The 17,244-nt window shown below is 72.9% G+C and carries 15 protein-coding genes; 8 read left to right on the top strand and 7 right to left on the bottom strand.

Annotated features, from left to right (window positions below):
• Positions 1–453: 453 nt before the first annotated feature.
• Together AB0D48_RS21905 and ptsP are read left to right on the top strand one after the other, a co-directional pair.
• On the top strand, positions 454–903 hold the full coding sequence (locus AB0D48_RS21905) for a PTS glucose transporter subunit IIA (protein ID WP_362399282.1): 450 nt from the start codon (positions 454–456) through the stop codon (positions 901–903).
• Positions 904–977: 74 nt separating this feature from the next.
• Positions 978–2,648: a phosphoenolpyruvate--protein phosphotransferase gene (ptsP, locus tag AB0D48_RS21900; RefSeq protein ID WP_362399278.1), complete on the top strand. Its 1,671-nt coding sequence runs from the start codon at positions 978–980 to the stop codon at positions 2,646–2,648.
• Between the two features lie 147 nt (positions 2,649–2,795).
• Here ptsP and AB0D48_RS21895 read toward each other — a convergent pair whose 3' ends face one another.
• On the bottom strand, positions 2,796–3,716 hold the full coding sequence (locus AB0D48_RS21895; RefSeq protein WP_362399276.1) for a hypothetical protein: 921 nt from the start codon (positions 3,714–3,716) through the stop codon (positions 2,796–2,798).
• Positions 3,717–3,779: 63 nt separating this feature from the next.
• Positions 3,780–5,756: an acetoacetate--CoA ligase gene (locus AB0D48_RS21890; RefSeq protein WP_362399274.1), complete on the bottom strand. Its 1,977-nt coding sequence runs from the start codon at positions 5,754–5,756 to the stop codon at positions 3,780–3,782.
• 255 nt (positions 5,757–6,011) lie between these two features.
• On the opposite strand from AB0D48_RS21890, the gene AB0D48_RS21885 reads away from it, so the two are divergent.
• Entirely contained in the window at positions 6,012–8,357 is a 2,346-nt protein-coding gene (locus AB0D48_RS21885) for a TIM-barrel domain-containing protein (protein ID WP_362399271.1), read from the top strand.
• 137 nt (positions 8,358–8,494) lie between these two features.
• Here AB0D48_RS21885 and AB0D48_RS21880 read toward each other — a convergent pair whose 3' ends face one another.
• Positions 8,495–9,004, bottom strand: a complete 510-nt coding sequence (locus tag AB0D48_RS21880; RefSeq protein WP_362399268.1) for an NUDIX domain-containing protein — start codon at positions 9,002–9,004, stop codon at positions 8,495–8,497.
• 29 nt (positions 9,005–9,033) lie between these two features.
• Here AB0D48_RS21880 and AB0D48_RS21875 point away from each other — a divergent pair, with 29 nt between their 5' ends.
• From AB0D48_RS21875 to AB0D48_RS21860, 4 genes are all read left to right on the top strand, one after another.
• Positions 9,034–9,711 (top strand): M15 family metallopeptidase, encoded by a 678-nt coding sequence (locus AB0D48_RS21875; protein ID WP_362399265.1) that lies wholly within the window; start codon positions 9,034–9,036, stop codon positions 9,709–9,711.
• Positions 9,712–9,724: 13 nt separating this feature from the next.
• Positions 9,725–10,063, top strand: a complete 339-nt coding sequence (locus tag AB0D48_RS21870) for a DUF962 domain-containing protein (protein ID WP_362399262.1) — start codon at positions 9,725–9,727, stop codon at positions 10,061–10,063.
• Positions 10,064–10,124: 61 nt separating this feature from the next.
• Positions 10,125–10,586 (top strand): zinc ribbon domain-containing protein, encoded by a 462-nt coding sequence (locus tag AB0D48_RS21865; protein ID WP_362399259.1) that lies wholly within the window; start codon positions 10,125–10,127, stop codon positions 10,584–10,586.
• Positions 10,583–11,773: a lipid-transfer protein gene (locus AB0D48_RS21860; RefSeq protein WP_362399256.1), complete on the top strand. Its 1,191-nt coding sequence runs from the start codon at positions 10,583–10,585 to the stop codon at positions 11,771–11,773. Before AB0D48_RS21865 ends, AB0D48_RS21860 begins: the two co-directional genes overlap by 4 nt.
• A gap of 242 nt (positions 11,774–12,015) precedes the next feature.
• Here the strand turns inward: AB0D48_RS21860 and AB0D48_RS21855 are convergent, their stop codons facing one another.
• Genes AB0D48_RS21855 through AB0D48_RS21840 form a run of 4 tightly spaced genes read right to left on the bottom strand, consistent with a single transcriptional unit; the run spans position 12,016 to position 16,321 of the window.
• The gene (locus AB0D48_RS21855) at positions 12,016–12,642 is read right to left on the bottom strand and encodes an ATP/GTP-binding protein (protein WP_362399253.1); all 627 of its coding nucleotides are present in this window, start codon (positions 12,640–12,642) and stop codon (positions 12,016–12,018) included.
• Entirely contained in the window at positions 12,623–13,063 is a 441-nt protein-coding gene (locus tag AB0D48_RS21850; RefSeq protein WP_362399250.1) for a DUF742 domain-containing protein, read from the bottom strand. Before AB0D48_RS21850 ends, AB0D48_RS21855 begins: the two co-directional genes overlap by 20 nt.
• 10 nt (positions 13,064–13,073) lie before the next feature.
• A complete protein-coding gene (locus tag AB0D48_RS21845) occupies positions 13,074–13,511 on the bottom strand; it encodes a roadblock/LC7 domain-containing protein (RefSeq protein ID WP_362399247.1) in 438 nt (145 codons plus the stop codon).
• Positions 13,508–16,321, bottom strand: coding sequence for a nitrate- and nitrite sensing domain-containing protein (locus AB0D48_RS21840; protein WP_362399244.1), 2,814 nt, complete (start codon positions 16,319–16,321; stop codon positions 13,508–13,510). Before AB0D48_RS21840 ends, AB0D48_RS21845 begins: the two co-directional genes overlap by 4 nt.
• 404 nt (positions 16,322–16,725) lie before the next feature.
• Between AB0D48_RS21840 and AB0D48_RS21835 the strand changes: the two genes are divergently transcribed.
• Positions 16,726–17,235 carry a hypothetical protein gene (locus tag AB0D48_RS21835; RefSeq protein WP_362399241.1) on the top strand — a complete coding sequence of 170 codons (510 nt, stop codon included), beginning with the start codon at positions 16,726–16,728 and terminating at the stop codon, positions 17,233–17,235.
• Positions 17,236–17,244 lie beyond the last annotated feature (9 nt).

The raw sequence follows: 17,244 nt of genomic DNA, 5'->3' as shown, positions 1-17,244 counted from the left end.
CGACTCTATCAGACTCTTTCGGGCCCGATTTCCTCGGTGCTTTCCAGGTCCTGCGCTTTCGCGCTTTCCCTTTCCGGCGATTCCGACTCTATCAGCGATTTCCGGTCTCCCTGACCACTCTCCGCATTACCGAAAGGGCATGCGGAAAGACGATCGAGATCAAGATCGGTGCTGAAGAGGAGGAGTCCCGTCCACCGGCGTTCGCGAGATGTTCACACGACACGTCGTGGCGGGAGTCACGACAGTACAGGCCTGCTGGTGCCCAAGCAAATCGATTCAGACGTATGGTCTAGTCCACCGGTCTAGTCCACTAGTCTCCGTGCCTGAGGGCCAGCCCGGATCGGGTTCAACATCGGGCGAACCCGAACATCTTGTGACTTATCCTTCTGAAGAGTACGCCGTTCGCGACAGTTAGTGACGGCGACACGAGAAGCCCCACCCTGGGAGGCCCCCATGACCAGCGTGACGTCCCCACTTGCCGGGCGCGCCATCGGACTCGCGGCAGTGCCCGATCCGGTGTTCTCCGGCGCAATGGTGGGACCGGGCACCGCTATCGATCCCGTGCGCGAGCCCTCGGAGGCGGTGTCCCCCGTTGATGGTGTGATCGTCTCCCTGCACCCGCACGCGTACGTAGTCGTCGACGGCGAAGGCCACGGCGTGCTCACGCACCTGGGGATCGACACCGTCCAGCTCAACGGCGAGGGCTTCGAGCTGCTCGTCAACAAGGGCGACACCGTGGCCCGCGGTCAGGCTGTCATCCGTTGGAACCCCGCCGCCGTCGAGGCCGCGGGCAAGTCCCCCATCTGCCCTGTCGTCGCGCTCGAGGCGACGGCCGACTCCCTCGCCGGCGTCGTCGAGTCCGGAGACGTCAAGGCTGACGACGCTCTCTTCAGCTGGCAGTGACACGTCCGCCTGCACAGGTGAGTCGGACATCCACCGCGGCGGCCGGGGCCGCCGCTCAATCGGAGACGGGTGAAATGGAGACAACGCTGCGAGGCGTCGGCGTGAGCCACGGTGTGGCGATCGGCGAGGTCCGGCACATGGGTACGGCGGTTCTCGAGCCGCCTGCCAAGCAGATCACCGCGGACGAGGCGGAGCGCGAACAGGGGCGCGCCCGCAAGGCCGTGGAGGCTGTGTCGGCCGACCTGATCGCGCGCGGCCAGCTGGCCGGTGGCGAGGCTCAGCACGTGCTCGAGGCCCAGGCGATGATCGCCACGGACCCCGAGCTGATGGCGGACGTCGACCGGCGGATCGCCGTCGGCAGCACCGCCGAGCGCGGTATCTACGACGCGTTCGCCGCCTACCGTGACCTGCTCGCGGGGGCCGGCGAGTACATGGCTGGCCGGGTGGCCGACCTGGACGACGTACGGAACCGCATCGTGGCGCGCCTGCTCGGCGTGCCGATGCCGGGTGTGCCCGACAGCGACGAGCCGTACGTACTGATCGCGCGGGACCTCGCTCCCGCCGACACCGCGCTGCTCGACCCGGCTCTCGTCCTCGGTTTCGTCACCGAGGAAGGCGGCCCGACCAGCCACAGCGCGATCCTCGCGCGGGCGCTGGGCGTGCCGGCGATCGTGGCGCTGCCCGGTGCCTGTGAGATCGCGGAGGGCACCCTCATCGCCGTCGACGGCAGCACGGGCGACCTGTTCGTGGACCCGAGCCCGGAGAAGCGGTCCGAGCTGGAGGTCGCGGCCGCCGAGCGCAAGGCCGCTCTCGCCGCGTCGTCCGGTCCCGGCGCGACCTCCGACGGTCACAAGGTGCCGCTGTTGGCCAATGTCGGCGGTCCGGCGGACGTGCCGGCCGCCGTGGAGGCCGGAGCGGAGGGTGTGGGCCTGTTCCGCACCGAGTTCCTGTTCCTGGACGACAGCAAGAACGCTCCGTCCGAGGAGAAGCAGATCGAGTCGTACCGCAAGGTGCTCGAGGCCTTCCCCGAGGGCCGTGTCGTCGTACGCGTACTGGACGCCGGTGCCGACAAGCCGCTGGACTTCCTGACCCCGGCCGACGAACCGAACCCGGCGCTGGGTGTCCGTGGTCTGCGCTCGCTGCTCGACCACCCGGACGTGCTGCGCACGCAGCTCACCGCGCTGGCCAAGGCTGCCGAGGGGCTGCCGGTCTACCTCGAGGTCATGGCCCCGATGGTGGCGGACCGGACCGACGCCAAGGCGTTCGCGGACGCCTGCCGCGAGGCGGGGCTGAAGGCGAAGTTCGGCGCGATGGTGGAGATCCCCTCCGCCGCGCTCCGGGCGCGTTCGATCCTCCAGGAGGTCGAGTTCCTGTCGCTGGGCACCAACGACCTGGCCCAGTACGCCTTCGCCGCCGACCGTCAGGTCGGTGCGGTGTCGCGGCTGCAGGACCCTTGGCAGCCGGCGCTGCTCGATCTGATCGCCATGTCGGCGGAAGCCGCCAGGGCGGAGGGCAAGAGCTGTGGTGTCTGTGGCGAGGCCGCTTCCGACCCGCTGCTCGCCTGTGTGCTGACGGGTCTGGGTGTCACCTCCCTGTCGATGGGTGCCGCTTCGATTCCGTACGTGCGGGCGACGCTCGCCAAGTACACCCTCGCGCAGTGCGAGCGTGCCGCAGCCGCGGCGCGTGCGTGCGACAGCGCGGAGGAGGCCCGCGTGGCCGCCCAGGCGGTGCTCTCCGGCGAATAGCCGCGGAGCGGAATCTGTCCGGCCGAGGGGCCTTCGCCGGTGGCGAGGGCCCCTCGGCCGTTCTCCCGCTCGGCTCTGCGGCTCGGCTCTCCGGCGCCGCCTTCCGCGCCCCCTCCCCTTGTGCTCCCTTCCCTTGTGCTCCCTCCCTCAGTGGTGTGGGCCCGGGCCGTCCACCTCGTAGCCGGGGCAGTACTCGACGCCCGGTTCGGGGGCGACGGGCTCCCCGGTGTCGGCGTCCGTGCAGTAGGCGTTGAACACGGCCGCCGCCGACAGCACGGCGAGACGGCCGCGGTCCAGGCGCCAGCCGTGGACCCGGTCCCGGTTTTCCTCGGTGGTGGTGCGCAGGACCAGCCCCCCGGGGCCGCCGAGGGCGAGCCCGGCGGCCAGCACGGTCACGAAGTCGAGGCCGTCGCGGCCCTCCGTCCGGGGCGGCTCCCCCGGGTCGGTGCCGGTCTCGGCGTGCAGGACGGCGACGAGCTGTTCCGTCTCCGTCGGCACGCTGCAGACGAGGTGGTGGCGGCCGGGTCCGGCACCGGCCATGAGCCTTCGGAGCGCGGCGGCGGCACGCTCGAAGGAGGCGTGGCCGATGTCCTCGCCACAGTCCGCGCAGGTGCCGACGCCGGCGAGGAGCATGGTCGCGTACTCCCACGTGGCCTGCCGGACGGCCTCGTCCACGAGGAGCGGGACGAGTTCCTCGATGGGCTGACCGGTATAGGGCAGGCCCGCGCCCGCCCCTGCCAGTTCCGCGGTGAACAGCGTGCGGGCCTCGGCGCTGTCCGGGTCGAGGCCCTGTTCCTCGCAGTACTCGGCGTACTCCTCGGGATCGAACAGCGCGACGGTGGTGTGGATGCCCTGGCCCGCGAGGGACCGGAGCAGGCCGTCGACGTGGCGGAGGTAGTCGGCGTAGTCGTCGTGGTGGTCGAATCCGAACGTGCGGTAGCCGCGCATGGCTGCGAAGTCCCCGGCGTCGGCCAGGAGGCCGACGGTGCTGGGGACCTCGCGGCGCAGCCTGCGGCGCCGGTCGGTGATGCGGGTCCGGTGAGTACCGGTGTCGTTCTTCCGTGGCATGGCTCCCCCTGAGTGCTGCAATCGCTTGCTCACTCAGAGTAATCAGCGCCACTGACAGTGGGCTCAGCCGCGGGTGCGGGCCAGCTCCTCGTAGAAGCGGAGGAGGTCGAGGTTGTCGACGGAGCCCGGATTGACCGCCTTCGCCAGGGGTGCGCCCTGGAGGAGGCGCTTGACCGGGACCTCGATGCGCTTGCCGGTGAGGGTGTGCGGGATTCCCGGGACCTCGATGATCTCGTCGGGGACGTGGCGCGGGGAGAGCTCCTCGCGGATGGTCGCCTTGATCCGGGCGCGGAGGTCCTCGTCGAGGGTGGCGCCGGGGGCGAGGTGGACGAAGAGCGGCATCCAGTAGCCGCCGTTCGGCTCCTCCAGGCCGATGACCAGGGACTCCTTGATCTCAGGGAGCCGTTCGACGGCCTCGTAGATGTCGGCAGAGCCCATCCGGACGCCCTGGCGGTTCAGGGTGGAGTCGGAACGGCCGTGGATGATCACCGAGCCGTGGTCGGTGATGGTGATCCAGTCCCCGTGGCGCCAGACGCCCGGAAACATCTCGAAGTAGCTCTCGCGGTAGCGGCTGCCGTCGGGGTCGTTCCAGAAGCGGACCGGCATGGACGGCATGGGGTTGGTGACGACGAGCTCGCCGACCTCGCCGATGACGGGCTTGCCGGACGGGTCCCAGGCCTGCAGGTCCGTACCGAGGCAGGCGGCCTGGAGCTCGCCGATGTGGACGGGGAGGGTGGGGACGGCGCCGGCGAAGCAGCTGCAGACGTCGGTGCCGCCGCTGACGGAGGCGATCCAGAGGTCCTCGGCCACCTCGTCGTGCAGCCAGCGGAAGCCGTCGGGCGGGAGCGGGGAGCCGGTGGTCGCCACGCACTTGACGGCGGAGAGGTCGAAGTCGCGGGACGGGTGGACCTCGGCCTTGCGGCAGGCCATGACGTAGGCGGCGGAGGTGCCGTAGAGGGTGGCCCCGGTCCGCTCGGCGATGCGCCACTGGGCGCCGGTGTCGGGGTAGCCGGGGCTGCCGTCGTACAGGACGACCGTGGTGCCGGTGAGCAGGCCGGAGACGAGGAAGTTCCACATCATCCAGCCGGTGGAGGTGTACCAGAAGAAGCGGTCCTCCGGGCCGAGGTCGCAGTGCAGGCCGAGCTGCTTGAGGTGTTCGAGGAGGATGCCGCCCTGTGACTGGACGATGGCCTTGGGCAGGCCGGTCGTGCCGGAGGAGTAGAGGACCCACAGGGGGTGGTCGAACGGGACCGCCTCGAAGACGGGGTCGGTGTCCGCGGAGGTCAGGTCCGCCCAGGTGAGGGTGCCCGCAGGGGCCGGCGTACCGAGCAGCGGGATGTGGACGACGGCGCGCAGGGAGGGCAGCTCGGCGCGGAGCTCGGCGACGGTGTCGCGGCGGTCGTGCTCCTTGCCGCCGTAGCGGTAGCCGTCCACGGTGAACAGGACGACCGGCTCGACCTGCTGGAAGCGGTCGAGGACGCTGCGGGCGCCGAAGTCGGGGGCGCAGGAGGTCCAGACGCCGCCGACGGCGGCGGTGGCGAGCAGGGCGACGACGGCCTCGGGGATGTTGGGGAGGTAGCCGCTGACCCGGTCGCCGGGGCGTACGCCGAGGGCGCGCAGTTCGGCGGCGAGGGAGCCGACCTGGCGGCGGAGCCCGGCCCAGGTGACGGGCGTGGCCTCGTGGGTCTCGTCCACGTACAGCAGGGCGGCGTCGTCGGCGCGGGCCGGGTCCTCGGCGGCGCGCAGGGCGTGCTCGGCGTAGTTGAGGGTGGCGCCGGTGAACCAGTGCGCGCCGGGCATGGAGCGGTCGGCGAGGACGGACTGGTACGGGGTGGTGAAGCGGACGTCGAACCATTCGGCGACGGCCTGCCAGAAGGTGTCGAGCTCGTCGACGGACCAGCTGTGCAGGGCGGGGTAGCCGCCCTCGGCGGGGGCTCCGAAGCGCTCCGCGGCCCAGGCATGGAAGGCGGTGATCCGGGCCGCGGCGATCCGGTCGGGGCCGGGGGCCCAGAGGGGTTCCGGCTGCGTGGCTGAGGTCATGGGTCGGCTCCCGGTCAAGTCTGCGGCTCGCGCTTCGTGTGCGTACGGTGCCATCGCGCGGGGGGTGCGCGCGCGGCGGCTCACTGGGACGATGCCATGTGATCGACATCCGCACCAGAGCCGTCATCACCGCTCACGGGGCCGGCGGCATGTGTGCCGCCACCAGTCGCGGTCGGTCGCGAGGGCGGTCGCCTGTGGGTGAACGACAGTTGAACGCGGCAGCCTCGGCCCGGGGCCGGTGGCAGGGTGATGTCCATGGACGTTCGTGATCTGGTGCGCGCGGTGAAGGACATCGGTACGGCGCGCGGTCGGCGCGCCTGGCTCTCGGCGTGGCGCCACCGGCGCGCGGACGCGGCGGGGCTCCCGCGCCGGGGCGCGGAGCGGGCGCGGGTGCCCGGGCTGCTGACCGGTACGGAGCCGCTGCCGGGTGGGGGTGTGCTGCGGTTCGCGCGGTCCGAGCTGCTGGTACGGGTCACCGTGGGCGGGGCGGTGTTCTGGGGCTGGGACGGGGCCGGGCCGACGCCTTCGTACGCGGTGGTGGGCAGCGGGCCGGAGCCGGATCCGCGGGCGGTGCTGGAGCCGGACACCGGGGGTGGCTGGCGGGTGGTGTCGGAGCGGGTGACGGTGGCGGTGTCCCGGCACGGTGCGGTCGAGGTCCGCACGCCGGGCGGGACGGTGCTGCGGCGGGAGGCGCCGCCGCGGTGGTGGGAGCCGGTGGATCCCCGGCTGGACGGGGCGCGCTGGCTGCAGCGGGGCGAGGTGGCGGCGGACGCGCGGTTCTTCGGGCTGGGCGGGCGGGCCGCGGGTCCGAGGCTGCGGGACGGCGTGTACCGGCTGTGGAACACGGACCCGAAGGGCGGCTTCGGGCCGCGTGTCGACCCGCTGTACCTGACGATGCCGGTGCAGATGGTGGTGGCGGACGCGGGGACGCACCTGGTGTTCCACGACAACTCGTGGGACGGCCGGGTGGTGTTGCGCGAGGGCGAGGAAGGCGCGGGTTCGGGGGTGGACCGTCCGGGGACGAGCGAACTGCGCATGGAGGGCGGGCCGCTCCGGTGCTGGGTGCTGGTGGGGACGCCGGCGCGGGTGCTGCAGGGCTGGTCGGGGCTGACGGGTGCGGCGGCGGTGCCGCCGGAGTGGGCTCTGGGGTACCAGCACGCGCGGTGGGGGTTCGGCAGCGCGGCGGAGGTGCGCCGGGTGGTCGGGGGCTACGCGTCGCGCGGGCTCGCGCTGTCTGCCGTACACCTGGACATCGACCACTACGACGGGCACCGGGTGTTCACGGTGGACGAGGGGCGGTTCCCCGATCTGCCGGGGCTGGCAAGGGAGTTGGGTGAGCGGGGGGTGCGGCTCGTCTCGATCGTCGATCCGGCGGTGAAGACGGGGGACGCGGTGCACGCGTCGGGGCGCGGGGTGGGGACGGGCGGCGCGTTCATACGGGACGCGGCGGGCCGGGAGGTGCGCGGTGAGGTCTGGCCGGGCGAGTGCGTGTACCCGGACTTCACGGATCCGGCGGTGCGGGAGTGGTGGGGCGGGCTGTACGGGGAGCGCCTCGCGCAGGGCTTCGCCGGTTTCTGGCACGACATGAACGAGCCGGTGTCCTTCGCGCCGTTCGGGGACGCCACGCTGCCGCGGTCGGCGCGGCACGCGATGGACGGCGCGGGCGGGGACCACCGGGCCGGGCACAACGTGTACGGGCTGGGGATGGCGCGGGCGGGCTGGGAGGGCCTGGTCCGGTTGCGGCCGGCCGAGCGGCCGTTCCTGTTCTCCCGGTCGGGGTGGGCGGGGATGCAGCGGTACGGGGGCACGTGGTCGGGGGACGTGGAGACGAGCTGGGAGGGGATGCGGGCCTCGCTGGCGCTGGTGCTGGGGCTCGGCCTGTGCGGGGTGCCGTACTCGGGGCCGGACGTCGGCGGCTTCGGCGGGTCCCCCTCCCCCGAGCTGTACCTGCGGTGGCTGCAACTGGGGGCGTACCTGCCGCTGTTCCGGACCCATTCGGCGATCTGGGCGGGGCGGCGGGAGCCGTGGGAGTTCGGGCCGGAGGTGGAGGAGCGGGCGCGCGAGCTGCTGGCGGAGCGGGAGCGGCTGCGGCCGTACTTCGTGACGCTGGCCCACCTGGCGCGGCGGACGGGGGCCCCGTACGTGCGGCCGCTGTGGTGGGGCGCGCCGGAGGAGAGGGGGCTGCGGGACTGCGAGGACGCGTTCCTGCTGGGCGACGCGCTGCTGGTCGCCCCGGTGCTGGAGTGCGGGGCGGACCGGCGGGCGGTGCGGCTGCCGCGGGGGCGGTGGTACGACACCGCGACCGGTGCGGCGTACGAGGGCCCCGGCCAGATCCTGCTGGACGCGCCACGGGGGCGGATCCCGGTGCTGGCGCGGGCGGGGGCGGTGCTGCCGGTGCGGTCCGCCTCCGGCGGGGTCGAGCTGGAGGTCTGGGCGCCGGCGCGGGGTCGTACCGGCGGCGGGGTGGTGATCCGCGACCCGGGGCCGGGCTTCGAGGCGGGTGAGGTCGAGCGGTACACCGTGCGGTGGGACCGGGACGCCGTGGTGGTGGAGTCGGAGGCGGGGGACGTGGTGGAGGGTGTGGTGGTGCGGGGGGTCTAGGGGGCCGGGCCGAGTGGTGCGACGTGAGGACCGGGGCTCCGTCCCGTGTCCCGCGCCTCGAACGCCGGCGGGGCTGAGTGTGCCGGTCGGGGTCTGGACGTCGGCGATGGCCGCTGACGAGGCTGGAATGACCGAAATCAGGCGTAGCGGCCCGCGAACCAGGCGGCGGCGGCCTGGGTGTGGAGGGGGAAGGCCAGCTCCGTCGGGGTGCGCAGGACGTGCCAGCCCGTGGTCTCCTCCGTCGGTGCCGAGGCGGGGAGGGTGGCGGCCGGGCGGAGCGGGAGGAGGCCGAAGAGCAGGAGGTGGCCGGCCGGGGAGCTGAGGGCGTCGGCCAGGGTGACCTCCGAGGCGGGGGCCTTGATTCCGGTCTCCTCGCGGAGTTCGCGGACGACCGCGTCGCGCCAGTCCTCGCCGAAGTCGATGAAACCGCCGGGCAGGGCGATGCCGCCGAGGGCCGGGGCGATGGTGCGGGTGATGACGACGAGGCCGGTGCCGTGCGCGTCCTCGACGGGGAGGAGGGTGACGGCCACGGGGAGCGGGTTGCGGTAGGCGGTGGCTCCGCACGCGGGGCAGGTGCGGGGCCAGTCGGTCGCGGCGTACCGCGCTCCGCAGGTGGAGCAGTGCGAGTCCCTCAGCTGTTCCGGCATCCCGTGATGGTATGCCAAGGGGTATGCGGATGACGGTGGTTGTGGGCGTGCTCGCGGTGCTGGCCGGTGGGGCGGCGCCGCCGGGGTTCGCCGCGTTGCGCGAGGTGGATCCGAGCATCCACCAGGACATGCGGTACGCGGGTGCGCGGAATTTCACCGGCGGGGTGGTGGACGGGTACGAGGAGCCGGTGTGCCTGCTGGCCAGGCCGGCCGCGGAGGCGCTGCGGCGGGCGCAGCGGGGGCTGCTGCCGCGCGGCTATTCGCTGCGGGTGTACGACTGTTACCGGCCGCAGCGGGCGGTCGACCGGTTCGTGCGGTGGGCCGGGGAGCCCGATGGTCCGGGGGACCTGGAGGCCAAGGCGGAGTTCTACCCGAACGTGGAGCGCGGCCGGCTGATTCCCGAGGGGTACATCGCCGAGAAGTCCGGGCACAGCCGTGGGAGTACGGTCGATGTGACGCTGGAGACGCTCTCGGGCGGCGAGGTGGACATGGGGACCGCGTTCGACTTCTTCGATCCGCTCTCGCACACGGACGATCCCCGGATCGGGGGCGCCGCCCGCGCCCACCGGGAGGTGCTGGGGCGTGCGCTCTCCGCACAGGGTTTCGTCAACCTGCCGGAGGAATGGTGGCACTTCACCTTCAAGCCCGAGGCTTTTCCCGACTCGTATTTCGACTTCCCCGTCGCTGTCGCCGCCGTCCGGCCGTGAGTACCGTGCCCATATGACTTTCAGTTCGTACGAGGAATTCTGGCCGTACTACGTCGCCATGCATTCGCGGGCCGCCACCCGCTGGATCCACCTCGCCGGCACGCTCACCGGGCTCGCCGTGACCGCCTACGGGCTGGCGCGGGGCCGCAAGCGCCTTCTCGCCGCGCTCCCGCTCATCGGGTACGGGACGGCGTGGCCCGCGCACTTCCTGATCGAGAAGAACAACCCGGCGACGTTCGGGAATCCGGGGTGGTCGCTGCGCGGGGACGCACAGATGATCCGCATGATGCTGGCCGGCCGGGACGCGGAGCTGGACGAGATCGCGCGGAAGTGGCTCGCCGAGAACCGATGACCCGGTGGCCCGCCCGTGGCAGACTCCTGACGATGCGTCAGGTTTCGACAGGGGAGGGGTCTTGGCACTCACACGTACACCCGTCGTGAGCGGATGGTTCACGGAAGACGCCGCGGACGGCGGCTTCCGGCTGCTCGGTACCCGGTGTTCGGCATGCACCGCGGTGTTCTTCCCGCGCGAGGACGCGTACTGCCGCAATCCGCACTGCCCCGGCGGCGGCGAGCTCGCCGAGGTGCCGCTGTCCCCGCGCGGGCGGGTCTGGTCCTACACCGACGGGCGCTACCGGCCGCCCGCGCCGTACGTGTCCGACCCGGCCGCGCCCTGGGAGCCGTACACCCTGGTCGCGGTGGAGCTGGAGGCCGAGGGGATGGTCGTACTCGGGCAAGCGGCGCCCGGAGTGGGTGTCGCCGACCTGGCGGTCGGGATGGAGGTCGAGGTGGTGGGCGGTGTGCTGAACGAGGACCCGGACACCGGGACCGCCTGGACCACCTGGCGGTTCATGCCGGTCGGAGGTGCGGCGTGAGCGCGGACATCGCCGTCCTCGGGGCGGGGATGCACCCGTGGGGCAAGTGGGGCCGCAGCTTCGTCGAGTACGGGCGGGCCGCCGCGCGGGCGGCGCTGGCGGACGCCGGACTGGACTGGACGGACGTGGGGTCGATCGTCGGCGCCGACACCGTGCGCTCCGGCTACCCGGGCTACGTGGCCGGTGCGACCTTCGCCCGGGCCCTCGGCTGGCAGGGCGCCCGGGTGACCAGCGTGTACGCGGCGTGCGCCTCGGGCGCCCAGGCGATCGGAACGGCCCGGGCGCAGATCCTGGCCGGCCTTGCGGACGTGGTCCTGGTGGTGGGCGCGGACGCGGCCCCCAAGGGCTTCTTCGCGCCGGCGGGCGGCGACCGCCCCGACGACCCGGACTGGCTGCGCTTCCGCGTGCTCGGTGCCACCAATCCCGCGTACTTCGCGCTGTACGCCCGCCGCCGGATGGCCGTGTACGGGGACACCCCGGAGGACTTCGCCCAGGTCAAGGTGAAGAACGCGGCGGCCGGGTCGCTCAACCCGAACGCCCGCTACCGCAAGACGGTCACCGCCGACGAGGTCGCGGCGTCGGCCGTGGTCGCCGATCCGCTCCGGCTGCTCGACATCTGCGCCACCTCCGACGGGGGCGCGGCCCTGGTGCTGTCGAGCACGGACTACGCGCGCTCGCGCGGGGTCGCGGACCCGGTGCGGATCCGGGCCGTGTCGACGGTGACCCCCACGTATCCGCGTACGGTGCTGGACCTGCCGGACATCGCCACGGACTCGTCGATCGCCGTCCGGCCCGCGGCGGGCTCCTTCCGGTCCTCGATCGCGCGCGCCGCGTACGAGGAGGCGGGGATCGGCCCGGACGACCTCTCCCTCGCCGAGGTGTACGACCTGTCCACCGCTCTGGAGCTGGAGTGGTACGAGGACATCGGCCTGTGCGGGGAGGGCGAAGGCGCGAAGCTCGTACGGGAGGGGGCGACGGCCCTGGGCGGCCGGGTCCCCGTCAACACGAGCGGGGGGCTGGCCTCCTTCGGGGAGGCGGTGCCGGCGCAGGCCATCGCGCAGGTGTGCGAACTGACGTGGCAGTTGCGCGGTGCGGCCGGGGACCGTCAGGTGCCGGGGGCGCGGGCCGGGATCACCGCGAACCAGGGGCTGTTCGGCCACGGCTCGGCCGTCATCGCCGTGCGCTGAGCGGCCGTTGCCGGCGGGTGTCGCGGGGATGTCCACGCCGGGTTCACGCCGGTGTCGCGTCGGTGTCGCAGGGATGTCGACCCGGGGAGTGCGGACGGGTGTTGCCGGAACGCTTGACGGCCCCCGCCCACGGGTTCACACTCGCTCCACAGTCCCTCCCGCACCGCGTCCGGGACACCCCGATCCCCCCATGAGAGCTGCGGTCCGTACCCCAGTCGGCGGGGGTACGGGCCGCCTCCATGTCAGGCTCCGGCCGTGAGGCTCCGGCGCCGCGCCCGTGCCATCGACATCGCGTGTTCCACGACCCCGACCAGCACGTCCTTCACGGACTCCCGGTCCCGTGCGTCGCAGAGCAGCACCGGCACCCCGGGATCGAGGTCGAGAGCTTCCCGCACGGTCACCACGGGGTGCCGGTCCGCGCCGTCGAAGCAGTTCACCGCGACGACGAACGGCAGCTCGCGCCGCTCGAAGTAGTCGATGGCGGCGAAGCAGTCGGCGAGGCGGCGGGTGTCCGCGAGGACCACGGCGCCGAGCGAGCCCTGGGCCAGCTCGTCCCACAGGAACCAGAACCGGTCCTGCCCGGGCGTGCCGAACAGGTACAGGACGAGGTCCTCGCGCAGCGTGATGCGCCCGAAGTCCATGGCCACGGTCGTGGTGTTCTTGCCCTCCACTCCCCCGGTGTCGTCGATGCCGACGCCCGGCTCCGAGAGGAGTTCCTCGGTCCGCAGCGGTCTGATCTCGCTCACCGCACTGACCAGGGTGGTCTTGCCCACCCCGAAGCCGCCCGCGACCAGGATCTTCAAGGTCAGCGGCTCGACCGGTGACACGGCGTGCATGGCACCGGTGCGGCTAGAGCGCCCGAAGGCCATCGATCACCTCACGCAGAATGGATTCATCGGGCAGTTCGGCCGGCGGTACCGGCCGGGTCACATGGACCAGTTCGTCGTCGGCCAGGTCACCGATCAGGACCCGTACGACGCCGACCGCGAGATCGAGGTCCGCCGCCAGTTCGGCGACCGACTGCGGCCGCTCCCGGCACAGCCCGAGGATGTGGGCGTGTTCCGGGGACAGCGTCAGGTCCCAGACCGGATCGTCGGCGGCCGGTTCGGCGACGACGAGCGCGATCAGGTCGAGCCGGTGCTGGCCCGCGTGGCTGGTCCGGCCGCGGGTCATGGCGTACGGACGCACGACGGGACCCGCGTCGTCGTCGAACCAGTGCGCGTGGTCGGGGGCGGGGTCCGCGCCCCCGGCCGGGGTGCGGGTGGGGCGGTCCTGGCCTGAATCGCTCATGCCGTCCGTCTCACCCTCCGGCTGGCAGCCCGGTGCGCGGGGCGATGGCCAGGTGGTCGCCGACTCGCTTGACCATCAGGGTCATCTCGTACGCGACCTGGCCGACGTCGGAGTCGGCGTCGGCGAGCACGGCCAGGCAGCTGCCGTCGCCGGCGGCCATGACGAACAGGAAGGCCTCGTCGAGCTCGACCACCGTCTGGCGCACCGAGCCGGAGTCGAAGTGCCGGCCGACGCCCTTGGCCAGGCTGTGGAAACCGGAGGCCACGGCCGCCAGGTGCTCGCTGTCCTCGCGGGTCAGGTCCTTGGAGCTGCCGGTGGGCAGGCCGTCGCCCGAGAGGACCACCGCCTTGTGGATGGAGCCGACCTTGTCGACGAGCTCGTCGAGGAGCCAGTTGAGCGGGCCGGAGCCGCGGCCCCTGGTGTCGTTTCCGGTCTGCGGTGCGGTCATCGACCGTCCCCCTCGTTCTCGTTCGCGGGACCGGGGGTGGCGGAGGTGCCTGCCCCGGTCTCGGACTGCTGCTGTGCGTGCTGGTTGCGGCCCGCCGTCCAGCCGCGCTGGAGTGCGGACATGCGCGTACGTACGTCCTCCGCGTCGCGGTCCGCCACCGGGGCGGTGGCCGCAGCGTCGTCGGAGCGGGCCGGGGCGTTCTTGAGCTGCGGGGCCAGGCTGGCCTGGCGGACCCGGCGGGGCAGCCCGGCGCCGCCGGCGCCGGGTGTGGCGGGTGCACCGGAGGCGCCCGGTGCGGACGCCGGTGCGGGCTGCGGGACCACGGACACCGGGCGCGGTTCCACACGGCGGCCGTGCTCGGCGACCAGGGTCGGGGTGGGACGGCGGCGCGGCAGCGGGACGGCTCCCGGGGAGCGGGGGCCGTCGGGGCGCGGGGTCTCCACGCGCTGGGTGTCCAGGCGCTGGGTGTCGAGCCGGACCGGGCCGGTGGGGGCCGGCGGCTCGCGGTCGCGGTCGCCCGGCCGGGCGCCGGCCCGCTCCGCGTGCCGGGCGGCTTGGCGGTCCCGGCCCCGGTGCCGGTCGGTGTGCGGCCGGTCCGCCGGACGCAGCCCCAGCAGGGCGCTGCGCGGGGTGCCGCTCGGCGGGGTCTCGTCGTCCAGGGTGGCCATGGCCGGACGGGCGCCGATGCCGTCCGGGGCGGCGGGCTCCACGTCGAGGCCTTCCACCGCGTCCAGGCCGAGGACGTCGATCGGGGCTTCCAGTTCGACCGGGCCGCGCAGTTCGCCGGCCGGCAGCGGGCGGCCGGAGCCGGCGGGGGCCCGCTCGACGGCGGCGGGCACGGACCGTGCGGACGGGATCCGGCCGGACCGGCCGCCCTTGGCGGTCCCGCCGAGCCGGATACCCGTGCCGTTGGTTTCGGGGGCCTCGGTGAGCAGGGCCGCGGGCAGGAAGACCACCGCGGTGGTGCCCCCATACGGGCTGGGCTGGAGGACGACCTTGACGCTGTGGCGCTGCGCGAGGCGGCTGACGACGAACAGGCCGAGGCGGTCCGTGTCGGAGAGTTCGAAGTCGGGGGTCTCGGCGAGCCGCAGGTTCGCGTCGAGCAGTGCCTCCGGGTTCATGCCGAGGCCGCGGTCGTGGATCTCCAGGGTGAAGCCGTTGGCGACGCGCTCGCCGTGCACCTGGACCGCGGTGTGCGGCGGCGAGAACACGGTGGCGTTCTCCAGGAGTTCGGCGACGAGGTGCGTGACGTCGGCGACAGCGGGGCCTGCTATGCCCAGGCGCGGTAGCCGGCGCACCTCGACGCGCTCGTAGTCCTCGACCTCGGCGACGGCGGCCCGAACGACGTCCATCAGCTGGACGGGCTTGCGCCACTGGCGGGAGGGCGCGGCGCCGGAGAGGATCACCAGGCCTTCGGCGTGGCGGCGCATGCGGGTGGTCATGTGGTCGAGGCGGAAGAGGTCGGCGAGTTCCTCGGTGTCCTCGGTGCGGCGTTCCATGGTGTCGAGGAGGGTCAGCTGGCGGTGCAGGAGCACCTGGTTGCGGCGGGCCAGGTTGACGAACACCTCGGAGACGCCGCGGCGCAGCTCGGCCTGCTTGACGGCGGCTTCGACGGCGGCGCGCTGGAGGGAGTTGAGGGCCTGGCCGACCTGGCCGACCTCGTCCTTCTCGTACTCCAGGCGGGGCGCCTCGGTCTCCACGTCCACGTGTTCGCCCGCGGCGAGGCGGCGCATCACGCTCGGCAGCCGGACGCCGGAGGCCTCGTGGGCCTCCTTGCGGAGGCGGGACAGGTCGCGGACCAGGTCGCGGCCGATGCGGACGGAGAGGATCAGGGAGAAGACGAGGGCGATGAAGCCGAGGACGCCGGCGACGGCGGCCTGGACCAGGACGTCCATGGCGACGGGTTCGACGCGCTTCTGGTAGCGGTCGCCTGCGTCGGTGCCCATGGCGGCGAGCTCGTCGAGGACCTTGGTCGCGGACTCGTCCCACTGGGCGGCGGTGACGCGCGGGTTCTTGCCCGTGCCGCCTGCGAGGAAACGCTCCTCCGTGTCGCGCAGGGGTTTGGTTTCGGCGGCGCCCCAGTAGTGCTCGAAGCGTTCGCGGTCGGCGGCCGGGAGGATGGCGAGGTTGAAGTCGTAGAGCAGGGTGCGGTTCGCGGCGAAGTCGGAGACATGGCGCAGGTCGGCGGCGCTGACGTTGCGGGCGGCGAGGGCGGAGGCGATGACGGCGTCCTCGCGGGAGAGCGTCTCGCGGGCGCGGGTGATGCCGACGAGGGCGCGGCCCTGCTTGTCCATCTCGACGTTCTCCAGCGCGTGGAGATTCATGAGGAACTCGTAGCAGGGGTCGACGAGCCGGCTGTAGAGGTCCAGTGCCTGGCCCGGATCGAGGGTGTTCTCGTCGACCGAGTTGCGGAGGGCTCCGATGCCGTGGAAGGCGGCCAGGATGGAGCGCAGGCGCTGGGCGTTCTGGGGGCTCAGCTCGTCGATGACCTCGGGGTCGCGGGCGTTCGCGCTCATCTTCTCGACGATCTCGTCGGTGGCCGCGCGGCGCTTGGCGAGCTCGCTGGTGGCGGTGGAGGCACGGGGGTCACCGATGACGACGAGGGTCTGGCGGCGTTCCTTCTGGATGACGCGGACGACGTCCTCGATGGGGTAGCCGACCTTGTCGATGACGTAGGCGACGTCGAGGAGTTGGACGGCCTGACGGCCCGTGATGACCGTCGCGAAGCCCCAGAGGGCGGTCAGGGAGACGAGCGGCACAAGGAGCAACGCCACGATCTTCCGGCGGATGGACTTCCCGCGAAAGCGCATGGCCTCCCCAGCCTCCCCCAGCTCAACCCCGCTGTCGGGGGGTTCGGTGTTCCGTCATTTAAACGGCGTGAGCCTACTACTGCCGCGCGGCGGCTTCGAAGGCGTGTCCGGACGTTTTCGGCCTGACTCCCCGTCGAAGATCATGAGTTGTCCGACACTTCCGGTCAAGTGCGGCCCGTTATGTGGCAGATGACACTGGGTGGGGTATCGGTTCCCGCAACGGGATGGATGGCTGGAATTATTCGTTCCGCGATCACCGGGGCCGGTGGTGACGGTGTCCGCGAAGCGGGAATCTCCGGACGGCGCCGTACGTCTTCTGTTTGGTGGGACATGTCGGGGTAGACGCGGCGGGGTAGGCATGGCGGGTAGGCGTTGCGGACCGCGCGGTGGGGAGTGAGCGGACCATGAAGAGATATGAGGGCGGCGGCGCGGAGGCCGGCGGCGCAGGTGCGGGTGCCGGTGCGGGTACCCGTGGTGGCGCGGGTGGCGCGGCCGGCTCCGGTGTCGGCGGCGGGGGCACGCGTGGGCTGTGGATCGAGGAGCCGGCCCGGCGGCGGAGAATGCCGGATCCGGTGCGGACGTCCGCGGTGCGGGCGGTGCTGATCGTCGCCCTGACGCTGACGCAGGCGACGGTCACCTTCTTCCTCACGCTGACGGGGTCGTGGCTGGCCTTCCCGATGGCGCTCGGCGCGGTCGCGGGGACCATCGTGGCCACGTGGGGCGTGCTCGATGTGTGGATCACCCTGCAGACGTGGAACCAGCGGTACGGGGTGGTGTCGGAGCCGAGCAGCACGGCGCGCAGCCGCCGCCGCGAAGCCCGCCGGGCCGCCGAGGCCGCCCGTGCGGCGCACAAGGCCGCCCCGGCCCGAATAACCCGCGAGGACGGCCCCCTGGCGGCGTTCGGCCGCCGCTGACCGCGGGGC

The organism is Streptomyces sp. NPDC048269, from assembly GCF_040652395.1.
Taxonomy (GTDB): Bacteria; Actinomycetota; Actinomycetes; order Streptomycetales; family Streptomycetaceae; genus Streptomyces.
This window is presented reverse-complemented; position numbering and strand designations above follow the sequence as displayed.

Excerpts from the sequence above, each read along its gene's own strand:
- AB0D48_RS21905 (WP_362399282.1), top strand. The coding sequence starts at position 454 with ATGACCAGCGTGACGTCCCCACTTGCCGGGCGCGCCATCGGACTCGCG.
- ptsP (WP_362399278.1), top strand. The coding sequence starts at position 978 with ATGGAGACAACGCTGCGAGGCGTCGGCGTGAGCCACGGTGTGGCGATC.
- AB0D48_RS21895 (WP_362399276.1), bottom strand. The coding sequence starts at position 3,716 with ATGCCACGGAAGAACGACACCGGTACTCACCGGACCCGCATCACCGAC.
- AB0D48_RS21890 (WP_362399274.1), bottom strand. The coding sequence starts at position 5,756 with ATGACCTCAGCCACGCAGCCGGAACCCCTCTGGGCCCCCGGCCCCGAC.
- AB0D48_RS21885 (WP_362399271.1), top strand. The coding sequence starts at position 6,012 with ATGGACGTTCGTGATCTGGTGCGCGCGGTGAAGGACATCGGTACGGCG.
- AB0D48_RS21880 (WP_362399268.1), bottom strand. The coding sequence starts at position 9,004 with ATGCCGGAACAGCTGAGGGACTCGCACTGCTCCACCTGCGGAGCGCGG.
- AB0D48_RS21875 (WP_362399265.1), top strand. The coding sequence starts at position 9,034 with ATGACGGTGGTTGTGGGCGTGCTCGCGGTGCTGGCCGGTGGGGCGGCG.
- AB0D48_RS21870 (WP_362399262.1), top strand. The coding sequence starts at position 9,725 with ATGACTTTCAGTTCGTACGAGGAATTCTGGCCGTACTACGTCGCCATG.
- AB0D48_RS21855 (WP_362399253.1), bottom strand. The coding sequence starts at position 12,642 with ATGGCCTTCGGGCGCTCTAGCCGCACCGGTGCCATGCACGCCGTGTCA.
- AB0D48_RS21850 (WP_362399250.1), bottom strand. The coding sequence starts at position 13,063 with ATGAGCGATTCAGGCCAGGACCGCCCCACCCGCACCCCGGCCGGGGGC.
- AB0D48_RS21845 (WP_362399247.1), bottom strand. The coding sequence starts at position 13,511 with ATGACCGCACCGCAGACCGGAAACGACACCAGGGGCCGCGGCTCCGGC.
- AB0D48_RS21840 (WP_362399244.1), bottom strand. The coding sequence starts at position 16,321 with ATGCGCTTTCGCGGGAAGTCCATCCGCCGGAAGATCGTGGCGTTGCTC.
- AB0D48_RS21835 (WP_362399241.1), top strand. The coding sequence starts at position 16,726 with ATGAAGAGATATGAGGGCGGCGGCGCGGAGGCCGGCGGCGCAGGTGCG.